Here is a 24449-nt window from a genome sequence, read left to right on the forward strand (position 1 = left end):
TTTTTGAGTGAATACAGGACATAGCGGTTCCAGGATCAGCAATTACACGGATCTATCAATTCCGAAACTACCTTTCAGACGCTACTATTAAATTGAGATTTAGTTTAGGTTATTTTTTAAATGGGGAATACCTTATTGAAATCCAGACGCCGCTGGTAAAAAGATTCACTTGCCCAAAACCCACTTTTTTAATGGGTACAGTTACATATGGCTCTGCCATGAGCGACAAACTATTTGATAAACGATACTCATAACCAACTGACGCATTCAAATGACTGAACCAATACCAACCCGTTTCACCCTGCCAACCGTACCATTTGATACCGGGTACGTGCTTCTTATAATTATAGTCATATTTCTCATCCCTCATCTGATATGAAGACGTTCCGACGGTTACAAACCAGCGACTTCTTTCCTTTGTTGAAATATCGAAACGCAGATTAAGAGGTATTTCTATAATCTTGCAAACCGCGTCTACACTTTCCGGCATGACCGGTTGCGTCCAGTTTGACGGCCATTCATAATATCCCGGACCTGCCTGATATCGTTTAAGACTGCGTATCGCTCCTGACTGAATATACAATCTTGGCACAATGGCATATTCACCGAGCAATGAAACTGCATTCCCGACCCTCAATTCTTTCATAAAATGCACCGAACTGAGATCGGGCGATATGCCAAACCGCACTGCGAATTTGGGTGACGGCGTTTTGACAGATTTCTGCGGCTCCTCCCTTTCCTCTTTCTGCTGAATTTTAGGTATATCCGGTCCTCCAATCGAAAGTTTATTATTGTAATCGAACGGCCGCGTTTCAATCATATCCAACTGCATAAGGCTGTTTCTCGCAGATACCTGTTCGTTTACAGACATATCCTCAGCAGATGACTTTGTCGGTTGATCAATCGATTTGTCTTTAACAATAGTTGATTTTCGGCTTATACCTCCAGCCAACTTCTCGTCAGCTCTCTGCAGTTCAATGCCTTCCTGTCTTGATTTAATACCGCTTTTCTGAGCCGGATCCGGTCTCGTTTTGCTTGTTTTTAATAAAATGGCCCCGGCACCACTCTTGTTTTTAGAGTAGTCAGACTCTAAGAACACTCCGCTTGCCTTAGACTCACCCCGGGGCTTTATCTTTGTCGCCTTTTTATCGGCCTTTGAAACTTCCACACCTTTAATAGTGGATTCTGATTCAGTGGGTTCCGTTATAGTAGGTTTTGAATTTTTATCTTCTGTCAAAGTCGCTATCGAATCAACGGGCAACTCTTCTACACCCTGATCTGTCTGAGCCTTAACTATTGTTTCTTCATTAGTGCCCACCATTTTTCCGGTATTGATGGTCCGAGGCTTTGACTCTCTCGAAACGAGAAAGATACCTGTCAAACCCAAAAACACAAATCCCGCCAATAATAACGGCCACCATTTCCTAAACCAGAAAAACGCCGGCCTGTGCCCGTCTTCCTCGTCTAGTTTTTTTCTTAATTTATTCCAATCCTGCGGATCAAAAGTTGGATCAAACTCCTCAGCTGACTTTCTGAAGAGTTTGTCCAGTTCGTCATCTGGTAACTCTATCATAATTGTCAATATTTAACTTGGATAGTTTTTCCCTCAATTTCTCCCTGGCCCGCGACAAGTTTGACTTGGAAGCGCCCACTGTGATGTTTAGTTGCTCGGCTATTTCTTCATGCGAATAGCCATCAATCACATACAAACTAAAAACGACACGATATGCCGGAGTCAAAGTCTGGATCACCCCCATCAATTCCTCGTGCGACATTTTGCCGATGATCGTCTCATCAACACTTACGTTTTCGGCCGCGTCGTAATCATCCAGAAGAGCATGTTTTATCTCATGTCTGTAATGGTCGAGCGCCGTATTGACAATAATTCTTCCCAGCCAATTCTTAAAAGGACGAGTAGTATCGTAACTGTCAATCTTCGTGAACACTTTGAGAAATCCGTCATTGACGATTTCCTTAGCTTCATCTTTACTTCCTGAATATCTCAAACAAATACCCATAGCATATCCGTAAAACTGCTTATACAGCAGTTCCTGACTTCGGCGGTTCTTCTTCAAACAGCCGTCGAGTAGTTCTATAAGAACAGCGGAGTTATACCCGGGCATGCCATTTTCCATTTTTTTACATATACGAAGCGTTCAAAATAAAGGTTGCGCGCCCGACTCCACATTTTTGTAAAAAAGTAAGATAAACTTCGTTTTTGGTATCGGCGGTAGGCGCCAGGTTGCACTTTCTGCTAGGAATTGAATAGCTGTGAGAACCGGTAGCTGATGGCCGAACGTCGACGTCCTGAACGATCAGGCTATTTTTAACCATTATTTAATCCTACTTAAAAAACAAAACAAACGAAATATCAGTTAGTGACGTTACGAGTGAAAACATTTGTTACAACCTGAATATCAACTATTTAATCCTAATGATACACACAAATCTTCAAAACACGGCTCTTTGACAGGCCCATATATCGCCCCATTTTGTGAACCACACTTTTCTATCATTTATTAACTAATTTTGCGGCCACATTCTAATTGGACTTCTGTCCATATGCCGTACTTAAAGAAGGAATTAATTCCTGACAAAATAAATCATGTCCAAAGAAATACCGGATTCCGATCCAACCAAATCACCATTTGCTGTAAGAAAAATCAGTTGGGAAGGCCTTAAAATAACTGTTAAACTTTTCAGATATCTTCGTCCGTACAGGACAACTTTCATTTTCGGTCTCATTTTCCTGGCACTATCAACGGGCACTTCGCTCGTTTTTCCAAAAATGATCGGCAGTATTATCGAGGTCATCGAAGGGAAATCCAAATACACCATAAACGAGATCACGCTTTTCCTTTTTGCAGTCCTCGTTTTTCAATCCATATTCTCATTTTTCCGGATATACCTTTTCACCAAAGTGAGTGAATGGTCGATGACGGATATCCGCAGCGACGTTTTTAGCAAAATCATCACACTTCCGATTCAGTTTCTGGAGCAACGCCGTGTGGGAGAGCTGACAAGCCGTATCACTTCCGATGTCAGCCAATTACAAGGTTTGCTTTCATTCACGATAGCCGAATTGTTCAGGCAAATTGCGACGCTAATCGTCGGTCTGGCCATTTTGTTCTATACCTCCTGGAAACTTACGCTCTTTATGCTGGCAACATTTCCCATTCTGGTGATTGCATCGGTGTTTTTTGGAAGGCATATGCGTCGTTTGTCAAAAAAAGCCCAGGATGAATTGGCAGCAGCGAATGTAGTTGCAGAAGAAACGCTGCAGTCGATCAATGTCGTTAAAGCGTTTACAAATGAAGGTTTGGAGGCAAACCGCTACCGGACCATCCTTAATCGTGTAGTTGACCTCTCATTATATGCATCGCGTTTCCGTGGCGGATTTGTTTCGTTTATCATTTTCGCACTTTTTGGTGGAATAGTAGGTGTAGTATGGTACGGCGCCGGATTGGTGCAGGCAGGAGAATTTGGTTTGTCTGACTTGTTCACCTTCATATTGTATACCACATTCATCGGTGCATCCATCAGCGGAATGGGTGATCTGTATGCGCAGATCAATAAAACGGTTGGAGCCTCCGAAAGACTTTTTGAAATCCTCGAAGAAGAAGCCGAAATATCCTTGACACAAGCGACCAACAACCACCTCAAAGTGGTAAAAGGAGATATTTCATACCAGGATGTACATTTTTCATATCCTTCAAGATCAGATCTTCCCGTTCTGAAGGGTATATCGTTTGATGTAAATGCGGGTGAAAAAGTAGCCTTAGTGGGTTATAGCGGAGCCGGAAAATCGACGATTATTCAATTATTGATGCGTTTTTACCATCATCAGAGCGGGTCTCTCAAAGTTGATAATCGTCCCGTTTCCGATTATGACATTACCGAGCTTCGGAAAAACATTGCGATTGTGCCTCAGGAAGTGATGCTGTTTGGGGGAACGATATTCGAAAACATCTCATATGGTAAGCCAGGGGCAACCAGGGAAGAGGTATATCAGGCTGCATTAAAAGCTCATGCGTTGGAATTTATCGAAACTTTCCCTGAAAAATTTGAAACGATCGTCGGCGAGCGGGGCATCAAACTTTCCGGTGGTCAACGCCAGCGCGTCGCGATCGCAAGAGCGATATTGAAAGATCCGAAAATCCTGATTCTGGATGAAGCGACTAGCTCCCTGGATGCCGAATCGGAAAAGCTGGTTCAAATTGCACTTGACGAATTGATGGAAAACAGAACGACGATCATCATCGCCCACCGTCTGGCTACGATCAGAAAAGTAGATACCATATATGTAATTAACCAGGGCCAGATCATTGAGTCCGGCTCTCACCGGGAATTGTCGCTGATTGACGACGGATTGTACGCAAACTTAATTAAGTTGCAATTCGAAGCAGCAGAAAGCCATTCATGAGCAAAACAAACGCAGAAAAAAATCCGGAAACCTATTTCAACGAAAGACTTTTCAATTCGGTAAAGGCTGAAAAAGAAGCGCAGGAAAAGTTTAATACGCTGGCTGTTATGCGCCTTTTGGCCTTTGTCTGTTTTGCCGGCCTAGGCTGGTACTGGATGAAATCAGGCATAAACTTCTTTGGAATCGCTTCGGGTGTATTTTTTATTGGTTTTTTGATTTTAATGAACCTTCAACAGAAAGCGCGCCGAAAAAGGGATTATGAAAAAAATATTCAGCTGATCAATCTTGACGAAACAGGGAGGCTTTTTTTTAAGTTTGTTCGCGATGACAATGGCAAGGTTTACAAGAAAAAAGACCACCCTTATGCCTCAGACCTTGACATCTTTGGCGATTATTCGCTTTTCAAATTATTAAATCGTTGCAGGACAGCGGCCGGAAGCAAGCGACTTTCCCGATGGCTTAAAAATCCTGCACCATTGGAGGAAATCCTCATGCGCCAGGAAGCTTCCCAAGAGTTTTCTGAAAACGCAGATTGGCGGCAAAATTGGGAAGCCACAGCTTTGCTCAACAAACAAGCCGATCAGCAGATCGGTGCTTTTCAAAAATGGATTGAAGAAGAGCTCCCGCAAGACCTCAAATCTTCGCTCATATGGAGATATTGGCCTATTGTGACGCTCGTCATCGGAATTCTATTCGGGTTCGGTCTTTTGTCTGGATGGATATTGGCGCTTAGTTTGGGCTGGCATCTGATGATCCTGAAAAGATATCAGGAGGTAATTAACGATCTGACAAACAGCACCACTGCTTTAGGACAAACCATATTGGCCTATTCAGAATTGCTGAATATCGCTGAAACTTCGCCTTTCCAATCGCGCTGGTGGAAAATACGAACTGCTCTTCTGCAAAATTCCAGCAAGTCATTGAAAAAAGTCGGCACGCTTTTCGATGCCCTGGATTATCGAAACAATCCATACTTCGCCATTTTTGTAGGCATACCTACTTTGTGGGATATGCATTGCCTTGCCTCACTTGAAAAATGGAGGCTGGCTAACAAGACAAATCTCACCAACTGGCTGAATGTACTGGCCGATACAGAAGCAATGAACAGCATATCCGGTTTCCGATACGCCAATCCCGACTTCGCAATCCCGCAGGTTTCATGGAAAAACGGCATCAATATGTATGCCGAAAATATGGGACATCCGCTGATTCATGCTTCCAAAAGAATTAACAATACCTTCGAAATGGATGGGACAGGCAATACGATATTGATCACCGGATCCAATATGTCGGGCAAAAGTACGTTCCTGAGAACCATCGGCCTGAACTTTGTATTGGCTCAAACAGGCGCAGTGGTATGCGCGACAAGGCTTTCATGTTCACCTGCACGGGTATTCAGCAGTATGCGTACGAATGATTCACTCGAAGAAAGTACATCCTCTTTTTACGCAGAACTTAAACGGCTGAAACAGCTGCTCGAACTGGCTGATGAGAGTAATAATACGCCGATCTTTTATCTTCTCGATGAGATTTTGAAAGGTACCAATTCGGCGGATCGACACAAAGGCGCAGAAGCGTTGATCAGACAGTTACATAAAAAAAATGCCTCGGGTTTGGTTTCCACTCACGACCTAGAATTGGGTACATGGGGCGCCACGCAAGACTATATCGCCAACTTCCATTTCAGATCGGATATGGAAAATGGGGAGTTAAAATTTGATTACAAGCTGCACAACGGGATATGCGAAAGTTTCAACGCCTCCGAACTTATGCGGATGATGGGCATTGATATCCATCAGGAAGGTTAAGCCGCTTAACAGCAATCGCAACGTATTTAGAGTGTTATCCACCCTTTTACGTAACTTTATGGTTTATTTTTACGTTTATCACAATGTCCGTTTAATTTTGGCATTGAAACGGACCGATAGCTTGAAGCTTTCACTATTTTATTAACCGAACCAATAACAATTTTTATAAGCTGAATGGAAGTATTAATTATGGCAGGACAGCTCATACTGGGCTTGTCTATCTTGGTAGGATTGCACGAAGGAGGGCATATGGTTGCGGCGAAGCTGTTTGGTATGCGTGTGGAGAAGTTTTTTATCGGTTTTCCTCCCAAACTATTTGGTTTTCAAAAAGGTGAAACAGAGTACGCGATTGGGGCGATACCTCTTGGAGGTTTTGTAAAAATATCCGGAATGATAGATGAGTCTATGGATACTGAGGCCATGAGTAAAGAACCCCAGCCATATGAATTCAGAGCAAAACCAGCCTGGCAGCGGCTGATAGTGATGTTGGGCGGTATTATCGTAAACGTGATCGTCGGTATATTCATTTTCATCGTTATTGCATATAAGGAAGGAGACAAGTTTCTTTCACGCGAAGAAGTTAATAAATATGGTATTTCTGCAGGATCTGTGGCTCAGGAAATTGGCCTGAAAACAGGTGACAAGATTGTGAAGGTCAATGGAAAATCATATCAGAATTTCAATGATATCATCAGTTCGGACGTGTTTCTGGAATCAAACAGTTCATATACCGTTGAACGCGCCGGAAAGGAAATTGATATTGATATACCTAACAACCTGATTGAGAAACTATCGGATCCTGAACAAAAAGGCAACTTCATTCGTCCACTTGAACCATTTGTTGTCGGTGATGTTGTGCCGGGAACAGCTGCTTCAAAAAGTGGTTTGAAAGCCGGTGATGCAATTACATCGATCAACGGAACCAACGTTCACTTTTTCAGCGAATTTCAGGACAACCTTCAAAAATTAAAAGGCAAAACTGTTCCTTTGGAAGTGAAAAGAGCAGGAGTTGACACGCCTCTTTCAGTAGAGGTATCAGAAGAAGGAACGATCGGTTTTCATCCGAAAAGCTTGCTTCGATTTACAGAAGTTGAATATTCTTTGGGTCAGGCAATTGGCATCGGTACGCAAGACGCGTTTACGACTGTTTATAACAATATCAAAGGTTTCAAGAAAATATTCCGCGGTGAAGTTTCAGCTTCCAAAGCATTGAGCGGACCAATCGGAATCGCCAGAATGTTTGGTGGCGTTTGGGATTGGAGTCGCTTCTGGTACCTGACCGGGCTTCTATCCATGTTCCTTGCATTTACCAATGCATTGCCGATCCCGGCACTAGATGGTGGCCATGCGGTCATGTTAACTTATGAAATCGTATCTGGCCGCAAGCCTTCCGACAAATTCCTGGAAAACGCTCAGAAAGTCGGGATGGTTTTACTCCTTGGTCTGATGGCATTTGCGATATTCAATGACGTCTGGAAAATTGTATTCTAATGATGGAGAAAGGGAGGAAGGACAAAGGAGGAAGGGATAACGGCATTACGGTCGTGATTGACCATAAGGCAACTCCACGGATGATCCAACAATCTTCTGTATTAGAAAGGATTAAAAAAAGTGCAAAAAGCCTTTGTCCCTTCCTGCTTTCCTCCCTCCTCCTTTCCTCCCTTTTTTCAGCAACCCCTCATGAATACCACGTGAGCGTTACGCAAATGGAATATAATTCCAGTGCAAAAATGTTCGAGGTAAGCATTCGGTTTTTTACGGATGATCTTGAAAAATGTCTTTCACAAAACAATGGGAATAAGCGGTTTATCATTAAAAATGATGATCAGAACAATCCGTTAATTGAAAGTTATGTGCTTAAGAATTTCATGTTGAATACCCCCGATAAAAAAGCAGTTCCGGTGCATTATCTTGGAAAAGAAGAAGAACAGGACGGAACGTGGGTATATCTTGAAATACAATATAAATCAGATCTTGCTGGCTGTAAATTGCAAAACACAGCTTTATTTGATACCTTTTCCGATCAGGTCAACATGACAAACGTGAAAATTCTCTCGGAGAAAAAGACGTTTCTTTTTAAGAAGACCCAGCCCGTCCACAATTTTTAGTCCAAATAATAAAATGCCATGACAACATTTAGGTTGGCACGGCTATTTTGATTACTTTATACTTTTCGTTTCAACGTCTTTATTTATACATTAGGACACGATTATCTGTCACAATGACAGACTGCTTATGAAATTTGAACCTTCTGACTTATATAGCCGACTTCTTGTATCCGACTCGGATCTTGATAGCTTGGAAATTGTACCTCTTGGTGGACCGGAAGGAGCCGATGAGCCTCTTGACCTACCTGGTGAACTCGCTATTTTACCCATCAGACAAACCGTATTATTCCCCGGAATGGTTATTCCGGTGACCGTGGTTCGTCAAAAAGCGATCCGTCTCGTCAAGAAAATATACCGTAATTCTGACATCAATTTAAGAATACTTGGAGCTGTAACGCAGGCGAAACCAAACAAGGAAGATCCTACGGCCGAAGATTTATTCAACATCGGAACAGTTGCGCAAATCCTGAAAATGATCACACTTCCTGACGGGAACGTAACGATTATTGTGCAGGGGCGTCAACGTTTTGAGATCAAATCAATTATCAGTGAAGATCCGTATATAACTGCTACGGTCGAAGCCATTGAGGATAAGTTTGTGGGCGCAAGCAAGAAAGAATCGAAAGCTTTGCTTCAATCTCTCCGCGACAGCGCACACAAGATCATGAAACTGAATCCTGAAATCCCACAGGAGGCTCGCATCGCACTGGACAATATTGAAAGTCCCGTGTTCATGATTCATTTCTTGTCGTCCAATATCAACGTGGATATCGCGGACAAGCAGAAATTGCTGGAAGAAAGAAACAGCAACAAACAGGCGAATTTGCTCCTTCAGTATATGATGCGGGAGATTGAAATGCTGACTTTGAAAAGAGAAATTCAAAGCAAAGCCAGCATTGATATCGATCAGCAACAGAGAGATTATTTCCTTCGTCAGCAAATTAAAGTGCTTCATGACGAGCTGGGAATGGATAGTCCGGAAAGAGATCTGGATGAAATCCGCCTGAAAGCCGGTCAGAAAAAATGGAGCGAATCCGTTCGGAATCACTTCGAAAAAGAACTGACTAAATTACAGAGAATCAACCCGATGGCTCCTGAATATCCGGTAACATTAAATTACCTGGAAACGCTGGTAGACTTACCTTGGGGAGAATATACAAAAGACAACTTCGACCTGAACCGCGCGCAAAAGATCCTTGATGCGGATCATTTTGGTTTGGAAAAAGTGAAGGAAAGAATCATTGAGTACCTGGCCGTACTAAAACTGAAAGGGAATCTGAAAGCTCCGATTTTGTGCCTTTACGGCCCTCCCGGAGTTGGAAAAACTTCTTTGGGTAAGTCTATCGCTAAGGCGCTGAATCGCGAGTACATCCGTATGGCGCTCGGTGGCGTGCATGACGAAGCTGAGATTCGCGGTCACCGCAAGACCTATATTGGTGCGATGCCAGGTAAGATCATTCAGAATATCAAGAAAATCGGATCAGCGAATCCGGTATTTATATTGGATGAAATTGACAAGGTAAGTTCTGATTACCGAGGGGATCCTTCGTCAGCACTTTTGGAAGTATTGGATCCGGAGCAAAATTCATCGTTCACGGATAACTATCTGGAAGTTGAATATGATCTTTCAAGAGTTCTTTTTGTTGCAACGGCCAACTCATTGGATACCATTCATCCGGCCCTTCGTGATCGTATGGAGATCATCGAAATGACGGGATATACTATTGAAGAAAAATTACAGATTGCTAAAAGATATCTTGTTCCAAAACAGCGCAAAGACCATGGGCTGAAAGCGACGGATATCAAGATTGACGATGCGGCACTTTTGAAACTGGTTGAAGGATATACCCGTGAATCGGGCGTTCGGAATCTGGAACAAAAGGTAGGAACGGTGGTTCGGAAAATTGCGAAATCCATTGCGATGGATCAGGAATATCCAAAAACCGTAAAAGCCGATCAGATTGAAAAATACCTGGGTGCTGAGATATTTGACAAAGACCTATATCAGGACAACGACTTTGCTGGCGTGGTGACTGGCCTTGCCTGGACCTCCGTAGGTGGTGAGATTTTGTTTATTGAAACAAGTCTGAGCCGCGGGAAAGGTGGTTTGACGCTGTCTGGTCAATTGGGTGATGTAATGAAAGAATCTGCGGTGGCAGCACTTTCATATCTGAAAGCCAACGCAGACCGATTGGGGATAGATTACCGAATTTTCAACCATTACGATTTGCACGTTCACGTTCCTGCCGGGGCGGTTCCAAAAGACGGACCTTCTGCCGGAGTAACTATGGTGACCTCGATGGCTTCGATATTTACTCAGCGCCGGGTGAAACCATATATTGCCATGACGGGTGAAATTACCCTCAGAGGAAAGGTTTTGCCGGTGGGTGGTGTGAAAGAAAAGATTCTGGCAGCAAGAAGAGCGGGCGTGAGAGAAATTATTCTTTGTGTTAAAAATCGTAAGGATGTTGAAGAAGTTCCGGCCAACTATATCAAGGATCTTTCATTCCACTATGTGGATCAGATCGATGAAGTGCTGAACTTTGCCTTACTCCCCGAAAAGGTAAAAAATGCAACGAATTTTATTTTTCCTGACGAAAAGAAGGACAAGGAGGAAGTTGGTTACGCCACGGTAAACGTCTGACAGATCCTATTTTTGGGATATGAAAATACAATGAGAGGCACCTTTACGAGTGCCTCTTTTTTTAGGGGTTATTTGTTTAATATTGCGTCTGATTGTCATAACTCAATTGTACAAAAATGTCATTATCAACCATTACACCTGAATTTTTAGCAGGAAATCCTGATGTATTACCAGATTACCAGAAGCTACTCGCCTTACCGGAAAGGATTTTGCAGTTTGGTACAGGAGTGTTGTTGCGTGGTCTCCCTGACTATTTCGTAAATAAGGCCAATCAGCAGGGGATTTTCAATGGCAGAATTGTAGTTGTAAAATCAACTTCTGGTGGCGGAACGGACGCTTTTGCTGAGCAATCGAGCATATTTTCCCATACCATCCGTGGGATCGAAAACAATGAGCGTATCGACAAAACTGTGATCAATACCGCAATCAGTCGCACGTTATCAGCAAGTCAGGACTGGACCGAGATATTAGAATGCGCATCAAATCCGGATATGCAGGTGGTTTTCTCCAATACTACTGAAGTAGGGATTCAGTTGGTCGATGACGACATATTCGCTTCGCCACCTGTTTCGTTTCCGGGAAAACTGACCTCGTTTCTTTACGAAAGATATCTGGCTTTCAATGGCTCCTCTGATTCGGGAATGGTGATTGTACCAACGGAATTGATCATTGGAAATGGTGAAAAATTGCAGGATATCGTATTGCAGCAAGCCATTCGTCATAACTTGGATAAAGGTTTTATTCGGTGGATCGAAGAATATAATTATTTCTGTAACTCACTGGTAGACAGAATTGTACCGGGCAAACCGGACGCAGAAACTATCAACGAACTTTCTGAAAAATCCGGATTTAAGGATGGTCTGCTGATTGTTTCGGAAGTATATCGCCTTTGGGCTATCGAAGCTTCTCAGGAACGTGTGAAACAAATGCTTTCGTTTGCAGCCGCAGATTCGGGTGTGGTCATCGCTCCCAATATTGATATATATAGAGAATTAAAATTGCGTCTTTTGAATGGTACGCACACACTTTCGTGCGGACTCTGCTTTTTGGAAGGTTTTGATACCGTAGGCGAAAGTATGGAAAACCCGAGCACAGCGGAGTATATTCAAAACGTGATGCTCGACGAGCTGGCGCCCGCTATACCTTATAAACTCGATCTCCAACAAGCCAGGAATTTTGGACAACAGGTTCTGGACCGTTTCAGAAATCCGTTTATCCGCCACCAGCTGATTGATATCACCGTACAATATTCCGCCAAAATGAAAATGCGGAACGTACCGACTTTGTTAAATCACTATCGCAAATACAACCAGGTACCCGCGCTGGTAGCTAAAGGATTTGGCGCATATCTTCAATTCATGAAAGCGGTGTCAGTGGAAGACGGAATATTCTACGGAGAAAGAAAAGGCCAAAAATATCCGATCAGATGCGACGCGGCCGTGGAGCTCGACAAACACTGGAAACGCGCAGAAACATTGGAAGAATTGGTCTCAAACGTATTGTCAGACAAAAATCTTTGGGATACGGATTTGACGGTTTTGCCTGGATTTAAGGAAGCTGTGTTAGAGAATTTGATGAGGTTTGCATAGAAAAACATGCAACAAGCGACTTTATAAATATCAAATATCAAAACCCTCAACGCTGATTCGATAAGGGTTGAGGGTTTTGTCTTATCCTATTCCAAAAGTGGGAAACTCAATCAGGATCGCTCATAAAGAAGCCAATCCGCCATGCCCACCAAACTCAACAACAAACCCATGCATGCCATCATCAAACTGATAGTGGATCTTTAACCCGTATAAATCACAAATTTTCTTTACTATGGCCAGGCCGAGACCTATGCTTTGGCGTTTGTCTCCTGATTTGTAGAATCGTTCAAAAACTTTCTCACCCAATAAGGGTTCTGGTCTGCCCGAGTTAGATATCGTCAATTGATTTCCATGGATGGAGATTTCCACTTTTCTTTCTTCATTATTGTATCTCACCGCGTTGTTGATCAAGTTCGTAATTACTATTTCCATCATCGCGCGGTTTGCCACTACTTCTATATCGTTTTCCAAATTTTTAACGATCAGTATATCTCGCTCCTCCATCAAGAAGCTGAGCTGTGACAGTACCCGGTTAACGAGTTCAATCAGGGCAATATGTTCTGTATCAGAATATTGATTGTTTTCAATTTTGGTGAGTAATAGCAGTGATTTATTCAACCTTGCCAGTCGCTGGCTCGCATCGTCCAGATCGCCGATCAGTTCTGCCTGTGTATCGGTTAAAGGTTCGGTTTGCATCAGTAATTCGAGTTTCCCGCGGAATATCGCCAAAGGCGTTTGGGTTTCATGCGCTGCGTTTTCGGTAAATTCCTTTTGAGCTTCGAATACCCTCAGATTTTTTTGAATCAAATGCTCCACCGTTTCTTCCAACACCTGAAATTCGTCGATCCCGGATGGAGTTGGTACTATCGGATTATGTTTCCCCAGATCATAATTCTGCAATTGGGTTAAGGTACTGTAAAATGGCTTCCATATTTTTTGAGAATTAATTTTATTGATCAGAATCAGGCCTCCCAACAGGAAAATCATCAAAAGCAACTGCACAAAAACTATACTTCGAATCAAGTCATTACTATCATCCAGCGACTTGTGGATCGTCAGTTTATACGATTTGTTACCTATGTTAATTGGCGCAACCAAGTGCCTGTAGCCTGTCATTTTACCATCATCTCCCTCCAGATCAGCCGAATACAGAGACTCTGAAACTTTATATTTAACGCCGACGATTTCTACACTTCCATCTATCTTTTTAAAAGTAGTTAGCTGCCTTTCGCTAAGGACCAGCTTCATCTCGCTCATCAGATTCTGCTTTTCCTGAACGAGCGCCTTGTCCACTGTGTTCAACACGATCCGGTGCATTATGAAGTAGAAAACAGGAATTGAAACCAAAAGGACGAATATGGAATAAACAATATAGGACCGTACGGTGTGATTGAGCAGCTTCATCAGTGAACTTCATATTTATAACCCATACCGTAAATCGACTTGATATAATCTTCTCCGCCAGCGGCGATTACCTTTCTTTTCAGGTTTTTGATATGGGAATAGATAACATCGTAATTATTGTAAAAATCTGCCTCTTCACCTGCGATATGCTCGGCGATCGCATTTTTGGAAACTACACGGTTCTTATTCGAAATGAGATAGAGCATCAGATCATACTCTTTACGGGTAAAGTCGACGGATTTGTTGTTGATCAGGATCGTTTTTGCACCAAGATCCACGGTTACTTCTTTGAGCACAATATTCTTTTGCCCGGAAAAATTCCTTCTCCTGATCACTGCTGCGACTCTGGCACTCAATTCCGACAAATGGAAGGGCTTGCTTAAATAATCGTCTGCACCCAGATTAAGGCCTTTAATACGATCATCGATGGAATTCCGGGCTGATATGATGATAACTCCATCGACCTTGTTTTCGGTTTTCAGCTCCTCCAATATCTTCAACCCGTTCCCATCTGGTAGTGAAATATCGAGCAAAACACAGTCGTAATCAAAGGATTCAACCATATGCATCCCCGTTTTCAGGTCTGCGGCTATCTCGCAGAGATAATTCTCGGCTTTCAGATAAGTTGCGATACTTTGCGACAACTCCTTTTCATCTTCAATAATCAGGATTTTCACACTGCTCTCGGTTTAAATACCAACTTAAAGAAAATAAAATTGAGACTTAATTCTGTATGGAAACTGAATTTACTGGTTTTTAAACGCTGAGTTGATGGAGTGCAGCACGGTTTTTTTTACTCAGCGAACCTCTGTGTAAAAACTCCCCTACGTCTGGGTTTAAATTAGGGAACAATCTCTGACACAGTCACAGTATTATCCGACCTTCTAAAACCATATATAATCGTCTTATTTTTGACAGATTTGTCAATTGCAATGCCTTGACCTTCGATTTCCAGCGGGATTGTTTTCTTGTATTCCAAAGTATAACCCGACTGCGGGATTTTGAGGGCATATATCTCGGCACGGTCGTGGCCAGTGCAATATAGCGTTCCTTCATTGCTCCAAACGCCACCAGAGTTACTTTTGGGTGTAAAAAGCGCAATCAGATTGTCGGGAAATATCCATGATTCCGTTTCAACCCAGTCCATATTATACTTGGCCAATGAAGTCCACCTGACATCTCGGCCTTCGCTTGCTTCCTTTCCGGCGTAATTTGCAAAACCGATATACCAAAACCCATCTTTCTGATCCAGCCAAGTCAACGAGCCGTGCGTAGCAATTCCAAAACTATGGCTACCGATATGCTTCATTTCCTTCACATCAAAAATCTCAACAGAGCTGGCCATCGGAATCGTAGGGTAGTTTGAATTTGCACAATACATTTTACCGTTAATCACGACACCGCTGTTCAGATGCTTTATCCCAACCGGCGCGCCATCCCATTCTGCAACCAAGGCACCGGAGGCTTTGTCATATTTGTATATGGTGCTGTTGTTGATCGAATAAAAATGCTGGGCATCCACCGCGACAGCCTGTTTTACCTCCTTCACCTTATATGTGCGAATGACTTTCGACTGCTGCGCAACAACAGAAATTCCCGACAAAATGCACATCGCAAATAAGAAACACCCAACAGAAAAGCGCATAATAAGTTTATATAAATTATTTCCAAAAAGCTCCTTCGGTACCAAAACTTCCTGACAATACCTGGCAATTAATGACAACCCCTGACGAATCCTGACAACCCTTATTTAACTCTCCAAGTTAAAATTTCCCGATACAAAGAATCCATATCTAGTCGATCAGAATTGTAATAAATATCCTTTCCGGCGGTTTTCAGGAATATGGTAGACTTTACGTCCTTATTGATATACATTTTGGCACTTCCGCCATTCTTTAAACGAAAATCACCTTTTGCATAATCTCCAGCGGCAAAGCCATAACTCTTCCAAGCAATCGCCGGATATTGTGAGATCAGCGCAACTGAGTCAATTTTATCCTTTGGGATCTCCGTACCGAAGCTTCCTTTGATCTGCAATGATTGGTTCGTAAGCACTAACACGCTTGAACGATAGTCGTTGAAGGTAAATGCGATCACAAGAGTTGCTACAAAAAGTAATATGAATGCCGGAAAATATTTTTTGACTTTTGATTTGGACGCTCCCAAAGAATACCTACCGCTCCGGACCACGAAAACGATATAGGCTATCAGTGGAAAAACCGTCATAAACTTGCTGGCAATATTCTCATCGAAGAATGAGAGCAACGCAGTCCCTCCGAACGTCGACACAGCAAGTACAATATGAAAACGCCTGAAATATTTTAAATAGCCCTCAATATCAACCTTACCGCGATCCTCAGCAGAAAGGGTGTTATATCCGGACAGCAGATAACGGGCGTTTCCGGAATTGACAAAAAAACCAATTGCCAGGAAAATAGCAGAAATAAAAGCGGCTACATAAAGCATATGTCTTACTTCGTTTGACTTAAGACCCAATCGGATATTACTTTCAATGCGGCCGGGGAAAATGTTTGTTCAATGATTGCATATTCAGTTGTCAACCCCGTAGTGCATTCCTGAAAAAGGTGATTCAGTCCTGGTAATTCTTTCACCAGGAAATGCTTGTTGCCACCATCCTGCAACGCCTTTTGAACAGCTGCGGCATCTTCTCTGGGTGGAACCTGTGTGTCTTTTTCTCCAAAAAGAGCCAGCACCGGACATTTTACTTTTTGCAAAGTTGGTACTGGATCGTACGAAAGAAAATACCGCATCCAGGGCGACGACATCGCGTTTACTTGCTGATTGATATATGCCTTCTTTTGATCCTCACTCGAAAATTGCCTGGCATTTGCATAAGCTTCATTGAAGTAAGCAGTCAGTTCGTTTTGACAAGTTTTAGCATCCGTTGCTTTTTTGGCAATTTTATATGCAGGGGTATATAAGTTATTGATACTAGAAAGCACCTCTTCACTAGCTCCGGAAGCCTTTGCCATGATCGCGGACTGCATCAGTAAAATTTGGTCTCCAGGCAACCCCGGCCCCGCCAACATCACAACAAATGCCACTTCCTTTGACTCCGTGGCGATCATCGGTGCAATAAGTCCACCCTCGCTGTGCCCGATCAATCCCAACTTTCCTGGGTCAATCATGTTCCTCGTTTTAAGGTACTCTAATCCGGCTTTAACGTCTGTTGCAAAATCTTTGGTAGTAGCGGTTGCGAAATTTCCCGTCGATGCGCCAAAACCGCGATCGTCAAAACGAAGTACTGCAATTCCATTTTTTGTGAGGAAATCTGCCAGTACCAGAAAAGGTTTGTGACCAAAGAGTTCCTCGTCCCTATTTTGGGCACCGCTTCCTGAAATCAATATCACAGCAGGAAATTTGCTTCCTTTTTCAGGATAAGTCAGCGTTCCTGCAAGTCGGTTACCCGCATTTCTATTATCAAATTGAACCTCTTCGCTAACATATGGATATGGCGGAACGGGAGTTTGAGGATGACTAACTTCCCCGTCTCCCTTCTTGAAGTCCAGCGGCAGTGACAGTCCCGATTGCTTAAATATTCCACTAAAGATTCCGTCCCTGAGTTTTCCGGAATACTGCGCTCCGATATTATCAAGTGCAAAATTCAATAGTGAATCTTTAAATGAAATGCTGGAAACCGGAATTCCCTTCGCCCCCTGAGCCGGGCTGTCCATGGTGGCCGAATATTGGACATTTTCCGATTTGATATGGAGTACTAATTTCAACTCCGTACCCTGAACTTTAAGGATGCCATTCCAGGAACCAGCAATATTTTGAGCTGTAACCTGCCCGATTGATATTAAAACCAAAAAATAAACGATAGACTTCCTGAGAGTGAACATAAGAGGATAATTTGTCGATGGACACAGTTACAATATACGAAGACTTTCATTTTTGGCTGTATGTACGAGTTGTCTATTAACGTTATTTTAAGCCTATGCGGAGCGATTTGTTTATATTGATATTTAAAAAAATCCTATCCGACGACATTTTTTAAGACCCTCCCTTACATTACTTAACTAATTGCAAATAAGTATCTTATGTTATCTCACTTAAAAATATTTATTAAGTTAAAATAATTGAAATATGCTAATTTATCCAATACCTTTATGTAGCGTATTTTGTTAATCCCAGTTACATTTTCAGTTATGACATCGAAGACAATCCAGGAGCTGGCCGTACCCGTAGGGGTAACATTAGACCGCTTCATCATGCGCAGTCAAAGTGCATTTCCGTTTGCTACCGGCGAGCTTTCTCAATTGTTGAGGGATATCGCTCTGGCGGGAAAGATCATCAATCGGGAAATTAATCGAGCGGGCTTGGTTGATATCGCTGGAGGAAGCGGAACTGAGAATGTTCAGGGTGAAAATCAGCAAAAGCTGGATATCATTGCCAATATCCGATTCATCCGTGCTCTGAAAAATGGTGGTGAAGTATGTGCCATATTGTCCGAAGAAGATGAAGATATTATTCACACAGGCAATGAAAACGGCAAATATGTAGTGGCAATGGATCCGCTCGATGGCTCGTCCAATATCGATGTTGGTGTTTCTATTGGAACCATATTTTCGGTATATCGGCGTGTTTCGCTGATTGGCGGCCGTGCCAGTGAGGCCGACTTTTTACAGGGTGGCAGAAAACAAATCGCTGCGGGTTACATCCTTTATGGATCATCCACGATGCTTGTATATTCAACCGGCGAGGGAGTGAACGGATTTACGCTGGATCAGTCGCTTGGTGAATTCATACTATCGCATCCAAATATAATTTCGCCTCCGGATGGCAAGATATACTCTATAAATCAGGGCATGTACAACGGATACCAGCAATCCGTGAAAAACTACATTGAAGTGTGTCAGGAGAAACAGCTGAGTGCCAGGTATATGGGTTCGCTGGTTGGTGATTTTCACAGGAATTTGTTGAAAGGCGGAATCTATATCTATCCTCCAACCAAAAAAGACCCGAACGGGAAACTTCGGCTTCTATATGAATGCTATCCTCTGGCATTTATAGCCGAAAAAGCTTTTGGTCAAGCCAGCGATGGCACAGTTGATATTCTTGATATTGAACCTACCAATTTTCATCAACGAACTCCCATTTACATCGGGTCGGCGGAAATGGTTCAACAGGCAATTACATCATAAGTACCGGGGCTGAGTTAGTTTTTGTACCTTTGCGGGATGCAAGAGACGCAGAATCAATTCGAACAATTTAAGCTTAACCGCCAGCTTCTGAATGCAATAGAAGATGCGGGATATACAACTCCTACTCCTGTTCAGGAGCAGGCAATACCTTTGGCGATGGCAGGGCACGATGTACTTGGCATCGCACAAACAGGAACAGGTAAAACTGCGGCATATGTTCTGCCTGTTTTAATGAAAATAAAATTCGCGCAGGGCATGCATACGCGTGCGTTGATACTAGCGCCCACACGCGAACTGGTTTTACAGATCACGGAGGCAATTCACCAGTTAAGCAAATATACTGATATCCGGACGGTGGCATTATATGGTGGCGTTGGCCCGAAAACCCAGATTGAGGGTATTCAAAAAGGCGTGGATATCATTGTTGCCACACCGGGCCGATTGATGGATCTTTATTTAAGGGAAGAAGTCTTTTTCAAACAGCTCAATACGCTTGTGCTTGACGAAGCGGATAAAATGCTGGATATGGGCTTTATGCCACAGATCCGGCGATTGCTGGAAGTTGTTCCAAGAAAACGTCAAAACTTGTTGTTTTCAGCCACATTTGCGGAAAAAGTAGAACGCTTTTCCTATGAATTCCTGGAATTCCCGACGCGTATTGAAGTAACGCCTCAATCGACTACGGCCGAGATGGTGGAACAGGTGTTATATGAATTGCCGAACTTCAGAACAAAAATCAGCTTACTGTCGCTCTTGTTGCAAGACAAAGAGGCCTATACAAGAGTATTGATTTTTACCAGAAGCAGAGAGGTTGCAGGGAATGTTTATAACTGGTTGGTTAATACTGTGATACCTGAAGGTCAAATTCGTGTCATTCATGCGAACAAGGGCCAAAACACACGTATAAATGCCATGGACGCTTTTCGCGAGGGAAATGTTCGTGTAATGGTGGCAACGGATGTTGCCTCTAGGGGGATAGACATTACGCAGGTAAGTCATGTGATTAACTTTGATGTGCCGCTGATATATGAAGACTATGTGCACCGAATCGGGAGGACTGGTCGCGCTAACCAGATCGGAAAGGCGATTACCTTTCTGACAATTGCTGACGAATATCATATAAAGAAAATAGAGAAAATAATCCGGATGGAGATTCCGAGGCTGGAGTTGCCTGATAATCTGGACATTCTGGCTACTCCCAAAGAAGAAAACAAAGAAATGCTTCGAGAAATAGACAATCAAAAGAAGAAAGAGGATCCCACTTTTCTGGGTGCATTTCATGAAAAAAAGAAAATATACAGACCACAACAAGTAAAAACCTCGCCAAAGTCGTCTTCTCGCTCTAGAAAAATGGCTGCTGGGCGAAGTAAGAAGAGATAAAGCAATACTATCTTAATATTTCCGTTTAAATTGAACAGTAGAATGCCTTTATCCCACAGTGAACGTTGTATGAAAAAGTCTGTTATTTGGTTGGTTTTACTGGTTCCTGCATTGGGCTATGCGCAAAATACGCATTTGGCCAGTGTAAGTTCGGCACCTGCAAGCGATACCAATATTGCACAAAAAACGCCTTTGGACCTGAAAGAGAGGCGTATTCTTCCCTTATTTGGAAATGTTAGCAAAAGTTCAGAGCAAATAGATGAAGAGATTCGCTTTCTGAGTGAATGTGACAAATCCTTTGCCACACGAACTGAGGCCAGTTCTTTTTTTGCCACCCGTGCCTGGGAATATTTACAGGAAGGTGCCTTAGATACAGCTTGTTACAGATTCAATCTGGCTTATCTTCTCAACGACAAGAACGTGGAAGCATACTGGGGATTGGGAGTGGTATCATATCAGCGCGAGGACTGGATCCGTGCGAAAGAAATGCTCTCAAAAGGGGTTAACATCCAGGGAGACAATGTGCCTTTACTGGTGGATCTTTCTACAGTTGATATGAAGCTATATAGCTTAACGAAGAGACCGGAGGAGCTGGATGAAGCAAAAAATCTGTTGGTTCATGCCACCGAAGTTGATTCAACTTATGCCCTGGGACAATACAATCTGGCGTCGGTTTACTACAATACGGGCGAGTTTGATAAATCCTGGCAACATCTTCATAAGGGAAGAATGCTGGATTTCCAACAAATTAGTTTTGATTTTATCGACCAATTGAAAGCGAAAATGCCTGATCCGCAAGGATTTTTCAAATAAAATATACAATATCCAGAAACAGAAAAGGCTCCTACGGGAGCCTTTTCTGTTTTATAAATTCATGGCTAATAGATACTATCGGAAATAGAATCCTGTTGGTACAACACCTACTTTTACAGAATCTACAACCGAACCATCTGTCCTATATCTCACGGCATATCCGGCTTGAGTGTAGGAAGGGGTTACTCCTGCGTAAAGCAATCCCTGCGCCGGATCAACCGCCAATCCGGAGAACAGCCGATTGATCACGGGAGTGGTCAAACTAATGGCGGTGTCGTTCGTTCCGAACTTATAAGTTGCTCCATGTGCATTATAGTTAGAATCGTAAGAAGTAAGTGTGAAGAACACAGTCTTTTTGTCTGCGCTCAACGCATAATTCCCTGCCGATTTGCTCGGATCAGTTCCGATATCCAGCGTACCTTCAATTTGATTGTCTGAAGGATTGATACGATATGCTTTAATTCCGGCACCAATCCACAATTTATTGTCGGCATCAATTCCGATTGGTGTCGGAGCTCCGCCGGCAGTAGTAATGTTTGTTTCAACAGCATCAGTAGTCGTGTTGATGACAGCTAACGAATTGGAAGACCCGTATGACGTTTTACCCACATATGCCTTACCGCTAAAAACTACGATATTTTCCGGCCCTCCCGGTATGGCGATTTTGCTTGTCACTTTCTTTGAAGCGAGATCAATTACAGCCACATAGCCTGTTGAATAGGAATAATCTGCGTTGGTTCCCCAGCAAGAAACATATGCCTTGGTTCCACTAACACCAACCACTTCACGTGGATTTTCAATATCCGGCGCGGCGATAGTTCCCAAAGTTTCGAATGTGTTAGGATCGACCAGCTGTACTTTGTCAAGTCCTGCAGCCGAATTATCTACAAGAATAATACCGTACGATCCTGTAACAGTATATCCCTGGGCTCCACCAGCAAATGGAGCTCCATTTACAGAATTGAATACATCTGCATTCAGAGCAGTTAGTTCGCGGGTGAAGAACGAAATTGCTCCATTATTTTGCGAAAAGTTTCCCTCATTAATTACAAAAACTCCTTTTGCAAAATCCCCTTCCGGCTCCGGATCGCTCTGGCTACAAGACCAGGCTACAAATGACAATGCGGTGAGTGAAAGGATCTTAACTAATTGTTTTTTCATGATATAGATAATTGTACTGATTATTGATTCGTAATTATGGGTGATTTAAGATTTTCGAAAACTCACGACGGCACTTATCGCAAAACTCCTTCCGGGCATTGCGTTGCCTCTCACACTCTGATAAAACGTATTGGTGATATTGTTAATTTGCCCTCCCGTCTGCAAATTTATCTTGTTGAAAACAAAGGTGGTTTCAACCAAAACATTGACCAAACCGTAACTTTTTAGAAAAGTCGTATTATCGAAAGTGGTATATCTTTTGCTGCTGGACTGCGTCTGAATCGTCAGCTTAAGCGTTTTAAACTGAACGTCAGCAGTTGCTCCAAGATTGTGAAATGGCACAAAGGGCAATTGGTTTCCTACAATGTCAACTGAATAATTGTCGTAGGCCTTTTCCTGCACAGTTTTGGTGAAACTATAGAAAGCACTTAGTCCAGTTTTCCAATCATTCTCCCGCAACGACCAACCTGCCTGAACTTCAATTCCCTTTGCCAAAACCTGCTGAAGGTTTTCAACGTGAAAGTTTTTGGCCGGGTTCCAGTAAGTCCAGTCCTTAACCCTGTTGTGATATGCCGTCAAAGATGTTGTTAAAACCTGATTATTCGAGATTTCATATTTGTCTTCCAGTCCAACCTCCTTATTCCACCCGGATTCCGGCCGAATGTCCGGATTTCCAAGCTCACTCCAATATCGTTCATTCAATGTTGGAGAACGGAAACTACGGGCTACAGAGCCGCGCAGTTTCAACGTATAGTCCGAGTATCTCAATAAGGTAACATCCGCTCCGAATGAAGGCGTGAGAGGCGGACTATATGCTGTAATAAAAGCTTTTCTCAAATTGGCGGAAAACACTACCCGCGATGAAATCACAAATCGGGTCAGAAAGAACATATCTGCTCTGTTTTCGGTAATCAACGGCTTTGTATAACCCTCTATTCTGGCGCGATAGTTAGTCCAGGTCGCTCCACCCCGCATATTGACTTGAATACCGCCGAAAATGGCTTGATTGAATTCGTAATCGGCGCCGTTGATATAACGGTCCGTAACGGCATGGTCCAGATTCTGATAATTTCCGCGACCGTAATCAATAATATCCCGCACCCAGGCCGATCTTGCCGAAAAACCGCTTTTTCGATATTCAAGCATGGTCCTGTATGCACTGGTTTTTGTTAATTCCCGACCAGCCGTATCGTCCGGCACCAATGTTAACTCATTATCGGCCAGCCATATATGTGCAGAAATTTCATCCCCGCTTTTGGACTTGAAAAACATATCATGAACAAGTCCTTTTTGAAAAGTCTCTGAAGGCAAAACAGGGGTATTGTTTCTCTCTTTATATCCGAAATGATTGACCAGTCCGCTATAATTAAGAGCGGTTTTTCCGGAAAACGTCCATTCTTCGCTGATTTTAGCTCCATATCCCGCTCCAGCCTGAAACTGATGATTGAGAAAGCTATCGAACTGTCCGCCACCATAAACCTTGAAATCTGTAGAAGTGGCCCCGCTTCCCAATAAAATACTTCCGCCCACGGCATCACTTCCCAACAAACTGGCCGACGAGCCATATTGCACTGCTAATTTGTCAAAAGCAGCGACCGGGATCGTCGAAAAATCCGTTTGACCCAAGGATGGAGAATTGATATTCACACCATTCCAAAGCACCGCTGTATGATTTGACGAAGTGCCACGAAACGACACAGTACTGAGTTGCCCCGGTCCATAATTCCGAAAAACGATCGGTGAGTTATATTGCAACAGGTCGCTGATATTCTGAAACCTGAATTGCTTCAGAATCGTAGAATCGACGGTCTGAACTTTCAACCCGGCCATATATTTTTGAGTTGAAAAACCCTTGACATTGACCGTATTGAGCCATAAAGTATCCTTTTGAGCGAACGCCGAAAACGACAGGCACATCAAAAAAGTCGTATGACAGCACACGCGTAAGGTGACA

The 24449-nt window shown here is 43.0% G+C and carries 18 protein-coding genes; 9 read left to right on the forward strand and 9 right to left on the reverse strand.

Going from position 1 to position 24449, the window contains the following annotated elements:
• Positions 1–109: 109 nt before the first annotated feature.
• Together AC1XUD_RS08515 and AC1XUD_RS08520 are read right to left on the reverse strand one after the other, a co-directional pair.
• Positions 110–1573, reverse strand: a complete 1464-nt coding sequence (locus AC1XUD_RS08515) for a porin family protein (protein WP_483360548.1) — start codon at positions 1571–1573, stop codon at positions 110–112.
• The gene (locus AC1XUD_RS08520; protein WP_483360549.1) at positions 1554–2135 is read right to left on the reverse strand and encodes an RNA polymerase sigma factor; all 582 of its coding nucleotides are present in this window, start codon (positions 2133–2135) and stop codon (positions 1554–1556) included. The genes AC1XUD_RS08515 and AC1XUD_RS08520 overlap by 20 nt, the downstream gene beginning before the upstream one ends.
• A 470-nt stretch (positions 2136–2605) precedes the next feature.
• Here AC1XUD_RS08520 and AC1XUD_RS08525 point away from each other — a divergent pair, with 470 nt between their 5' ends.
• The 6 genes from AC1XUD_RS08525 to AC1XUD_RS08550 all read left to right on the forward strand — a co-directional run bounded on the left by AC1XUD_RS08525 (position 2606) and on the right by AC1XUD_RS08550 (position 12572).
• Complete coding sequence (locus AC1XUD_RS08525; protein ID WP_483360550.1) at positions 2606–4423, forward strand: ABC transporter ATP-binding protein; 1818 nt, start codon at positions 2606–2608, stop codon at positions 4421–4423.
• On the forward strand, positions 4420–6231 hold the full coding sequence (locus AC1XUD_RS08530; protein WP_483360551.1) for a MutS family DNA mismatch repair protein: 1812 nt from the start codon (positions 4420–4422) through the stop codon (positions 6229–6231). Before AC1XUD_RS08525 ends, AC1XUD_RS08530 begins: the two co-directional genes overlap by 4 nt.
• 174 nt (positions 6232–6405) lie before the next feature.
• Entirely contained in the window at positions 6406–7722 is a 1317-nt protein-coding gene (gene rseP, locus AC1XUD_RS08535; RefSeq protein WP_483360552.1) for an RIP metalloprotease RseP, read from the forward strand.
• Complete coding sequence (locus tag AC1XUD_RS08540; protein WP_483360553.1) at positions 7722–8339, forward strand: DUF6702 family protein; 618 nt, start codon at positions 7722–7724, stop codon at positions 8337–8339. Before rseP ends, AC1XUD_RS08540 begins: the two co-directional genes overlap by 1 nt.
• A 127-nt stretch (positions 8340–8466) precedes the next feature.
• Positions 8467–10983, forward strand: coding sequence for an endopeptidase La (gene lon, locus AC1XUD_RS08545; protein WP_483360554.1), 2517 nt, complete (start codon positions 8467–8469; stop codon positions 10981–10983).
• Positions 10984–11099: 116 nt separating this feature from the next.
• Positions 11100–12572 (forward strand): tagaturonate reductase, encoded by a 1473-nt coding sequence (locus tag AC1XUD_RS08550; protein ID WP_483360555.1) that lies wholly within the window; start codon positions 11100–11102, stop codon positions 12570–12572.
• Between the two features lie 120 nt (positions 12573–12692).
• Here the strand turns inward: AC1XUD_RS08550 and AC1XUD_RS08555 are convergent, their stop codons facing one another.
• The 5 genes from AC1XUD_RS08555 to AC1XUD_RS08575 form a co-directional block, all read right to left on the reverse strand.
• Positions 12693–13976, reverse strand: coding sequence for a sensor histidine kinase (locus tag AC1XUD_RS08555; protein WP_483360556.1), 1284 nt, complete (start codon positions 13974–13976; stop codon positions 12693–12695).
• Positions 13976–14653: a response regulator transcription factor gene (locus tag AC1XUD_RS08560; protein ID WP_483360557.1), complete on the reverse strand. Its 678-nt coding sequence runs from the start codon at positions 14651–14653 to the stop codon at positions 13976–13978. The genes AC1XUD_RS08555 and AC1XUD_RS08560 overlap by 1 nt, the downstream gene beginning before the upstream one ends.
• Positions 14654–14817: 164 nt before the next feature.
• Complete coding sequence (locus AC1XUD_RS08565) at positions 14818–15621, reverse strand: hypothetical protein (protein ID WP_483360558.1); 804 nt, start codon at positions 15619–15621, stop codon at positions 14818–14820.
• 101 nt (positions 15622–15722) lie between these two features.
• Complete coding sequence (locus AC1XUD_RS08570) at positions 15723–16442, reverse strand: DUF3784 domain-containing protein (RefSeq protein WP_483360559.1); 720 nt, start codon at positions 16440–16442, stop codon at positions 15723–15725.
• A 5-nt stretch (positions 16443–16447) separates the two neighbouring features.
• Entirely contained in the window at positions 16448–17839 is a 1392-nt protein-coding gene (locus tag AC1XUD_RS08575; RefSeq protein ID WP_483360560.1) for an alpha/beta hydrolase family protein, read from the reverse strand.
• 306 nt (positions 17840–18145) lie between these two features.
• Between AC1XUD_RS08575 and fbp the strand changes: the two genes are divergently transcribed.
• The 3 genes from fbp (at position 18146) to AC1XUD_RS08590 (ending at position 21334) form a co-directional block, all read left to right on the forward strand.
• Positions 18146–19141: a class 1 fructose-bisphosphatase gene (gene fbp, locus AC1XUD_RS08580; RefSeq protein ID WP_483360561.1), complete on the forward strand. Its 996-nt coding sequence runs from the start codon at positions 18146–18148 to the stop codon at positions 19139–19141.
• A gap of 36 nt (positions 19142–19177) precedes the next feature.
• Positions 19178–20521 carry a DEAD/DEAH box helicase gene (locus AC1XUD_RS08585; RefSeq protein WP_483360562.1) on the forward strand — a complete coding sequence of 448 codons (1344 nt, stop codon included), beginning with the start codon at positions 19178–19180 and terminating at the stop codon, positions 20519–20521.
• A gap of 69 nt (positions 20522–20590) precedes the next feature.
• On the forward strand, positions 20591–21334 hold the full coding sequence (locus tag AC1XUD_RS08590; protein ID WP_483360563.1) for a tetratricopeptide repeat protein: 744 nt from the start codon (positions 20591–20593) through the stop codon (positions 21332–21334).
• A gap of 75 nt (positions 21335–21409) precedes the next feature.
• Here AC1XUD_RS08590 and AC1XUD_RS08595 read toward each other — a convergent pair whose 3' ends face one another.
• The gene (locus AC1XUD_RS08595) at positions 21410–22495 is read right to left on the reverse strand and encodes a YncE family protein (protein ID WP_483360564.1); all 1086 of its coding nucleotides are present in this window, start codon (positions 22493–22495) and stop codon (positions 21410–21412) included.
• A gap of 45 nt (positions 22496–22540) precedes the next feature.
• Positions 22541–24412, reverse strand: coding sequence for a TonB-dependent receptor plug domain-containing protein (locus AC1XUD_RS08600; RefSeq protein WP_483360565.1), 1872 nt, complete (start codon positions 24410–24412; stop codon positions 22541–22543).
• Between the last annotated feature and the right edge of the window lie 37 nt (positions 24413–24449).

This window comes from Dyadobacter sp. HNCC25DJ184 (assembly GCF_056895215.1).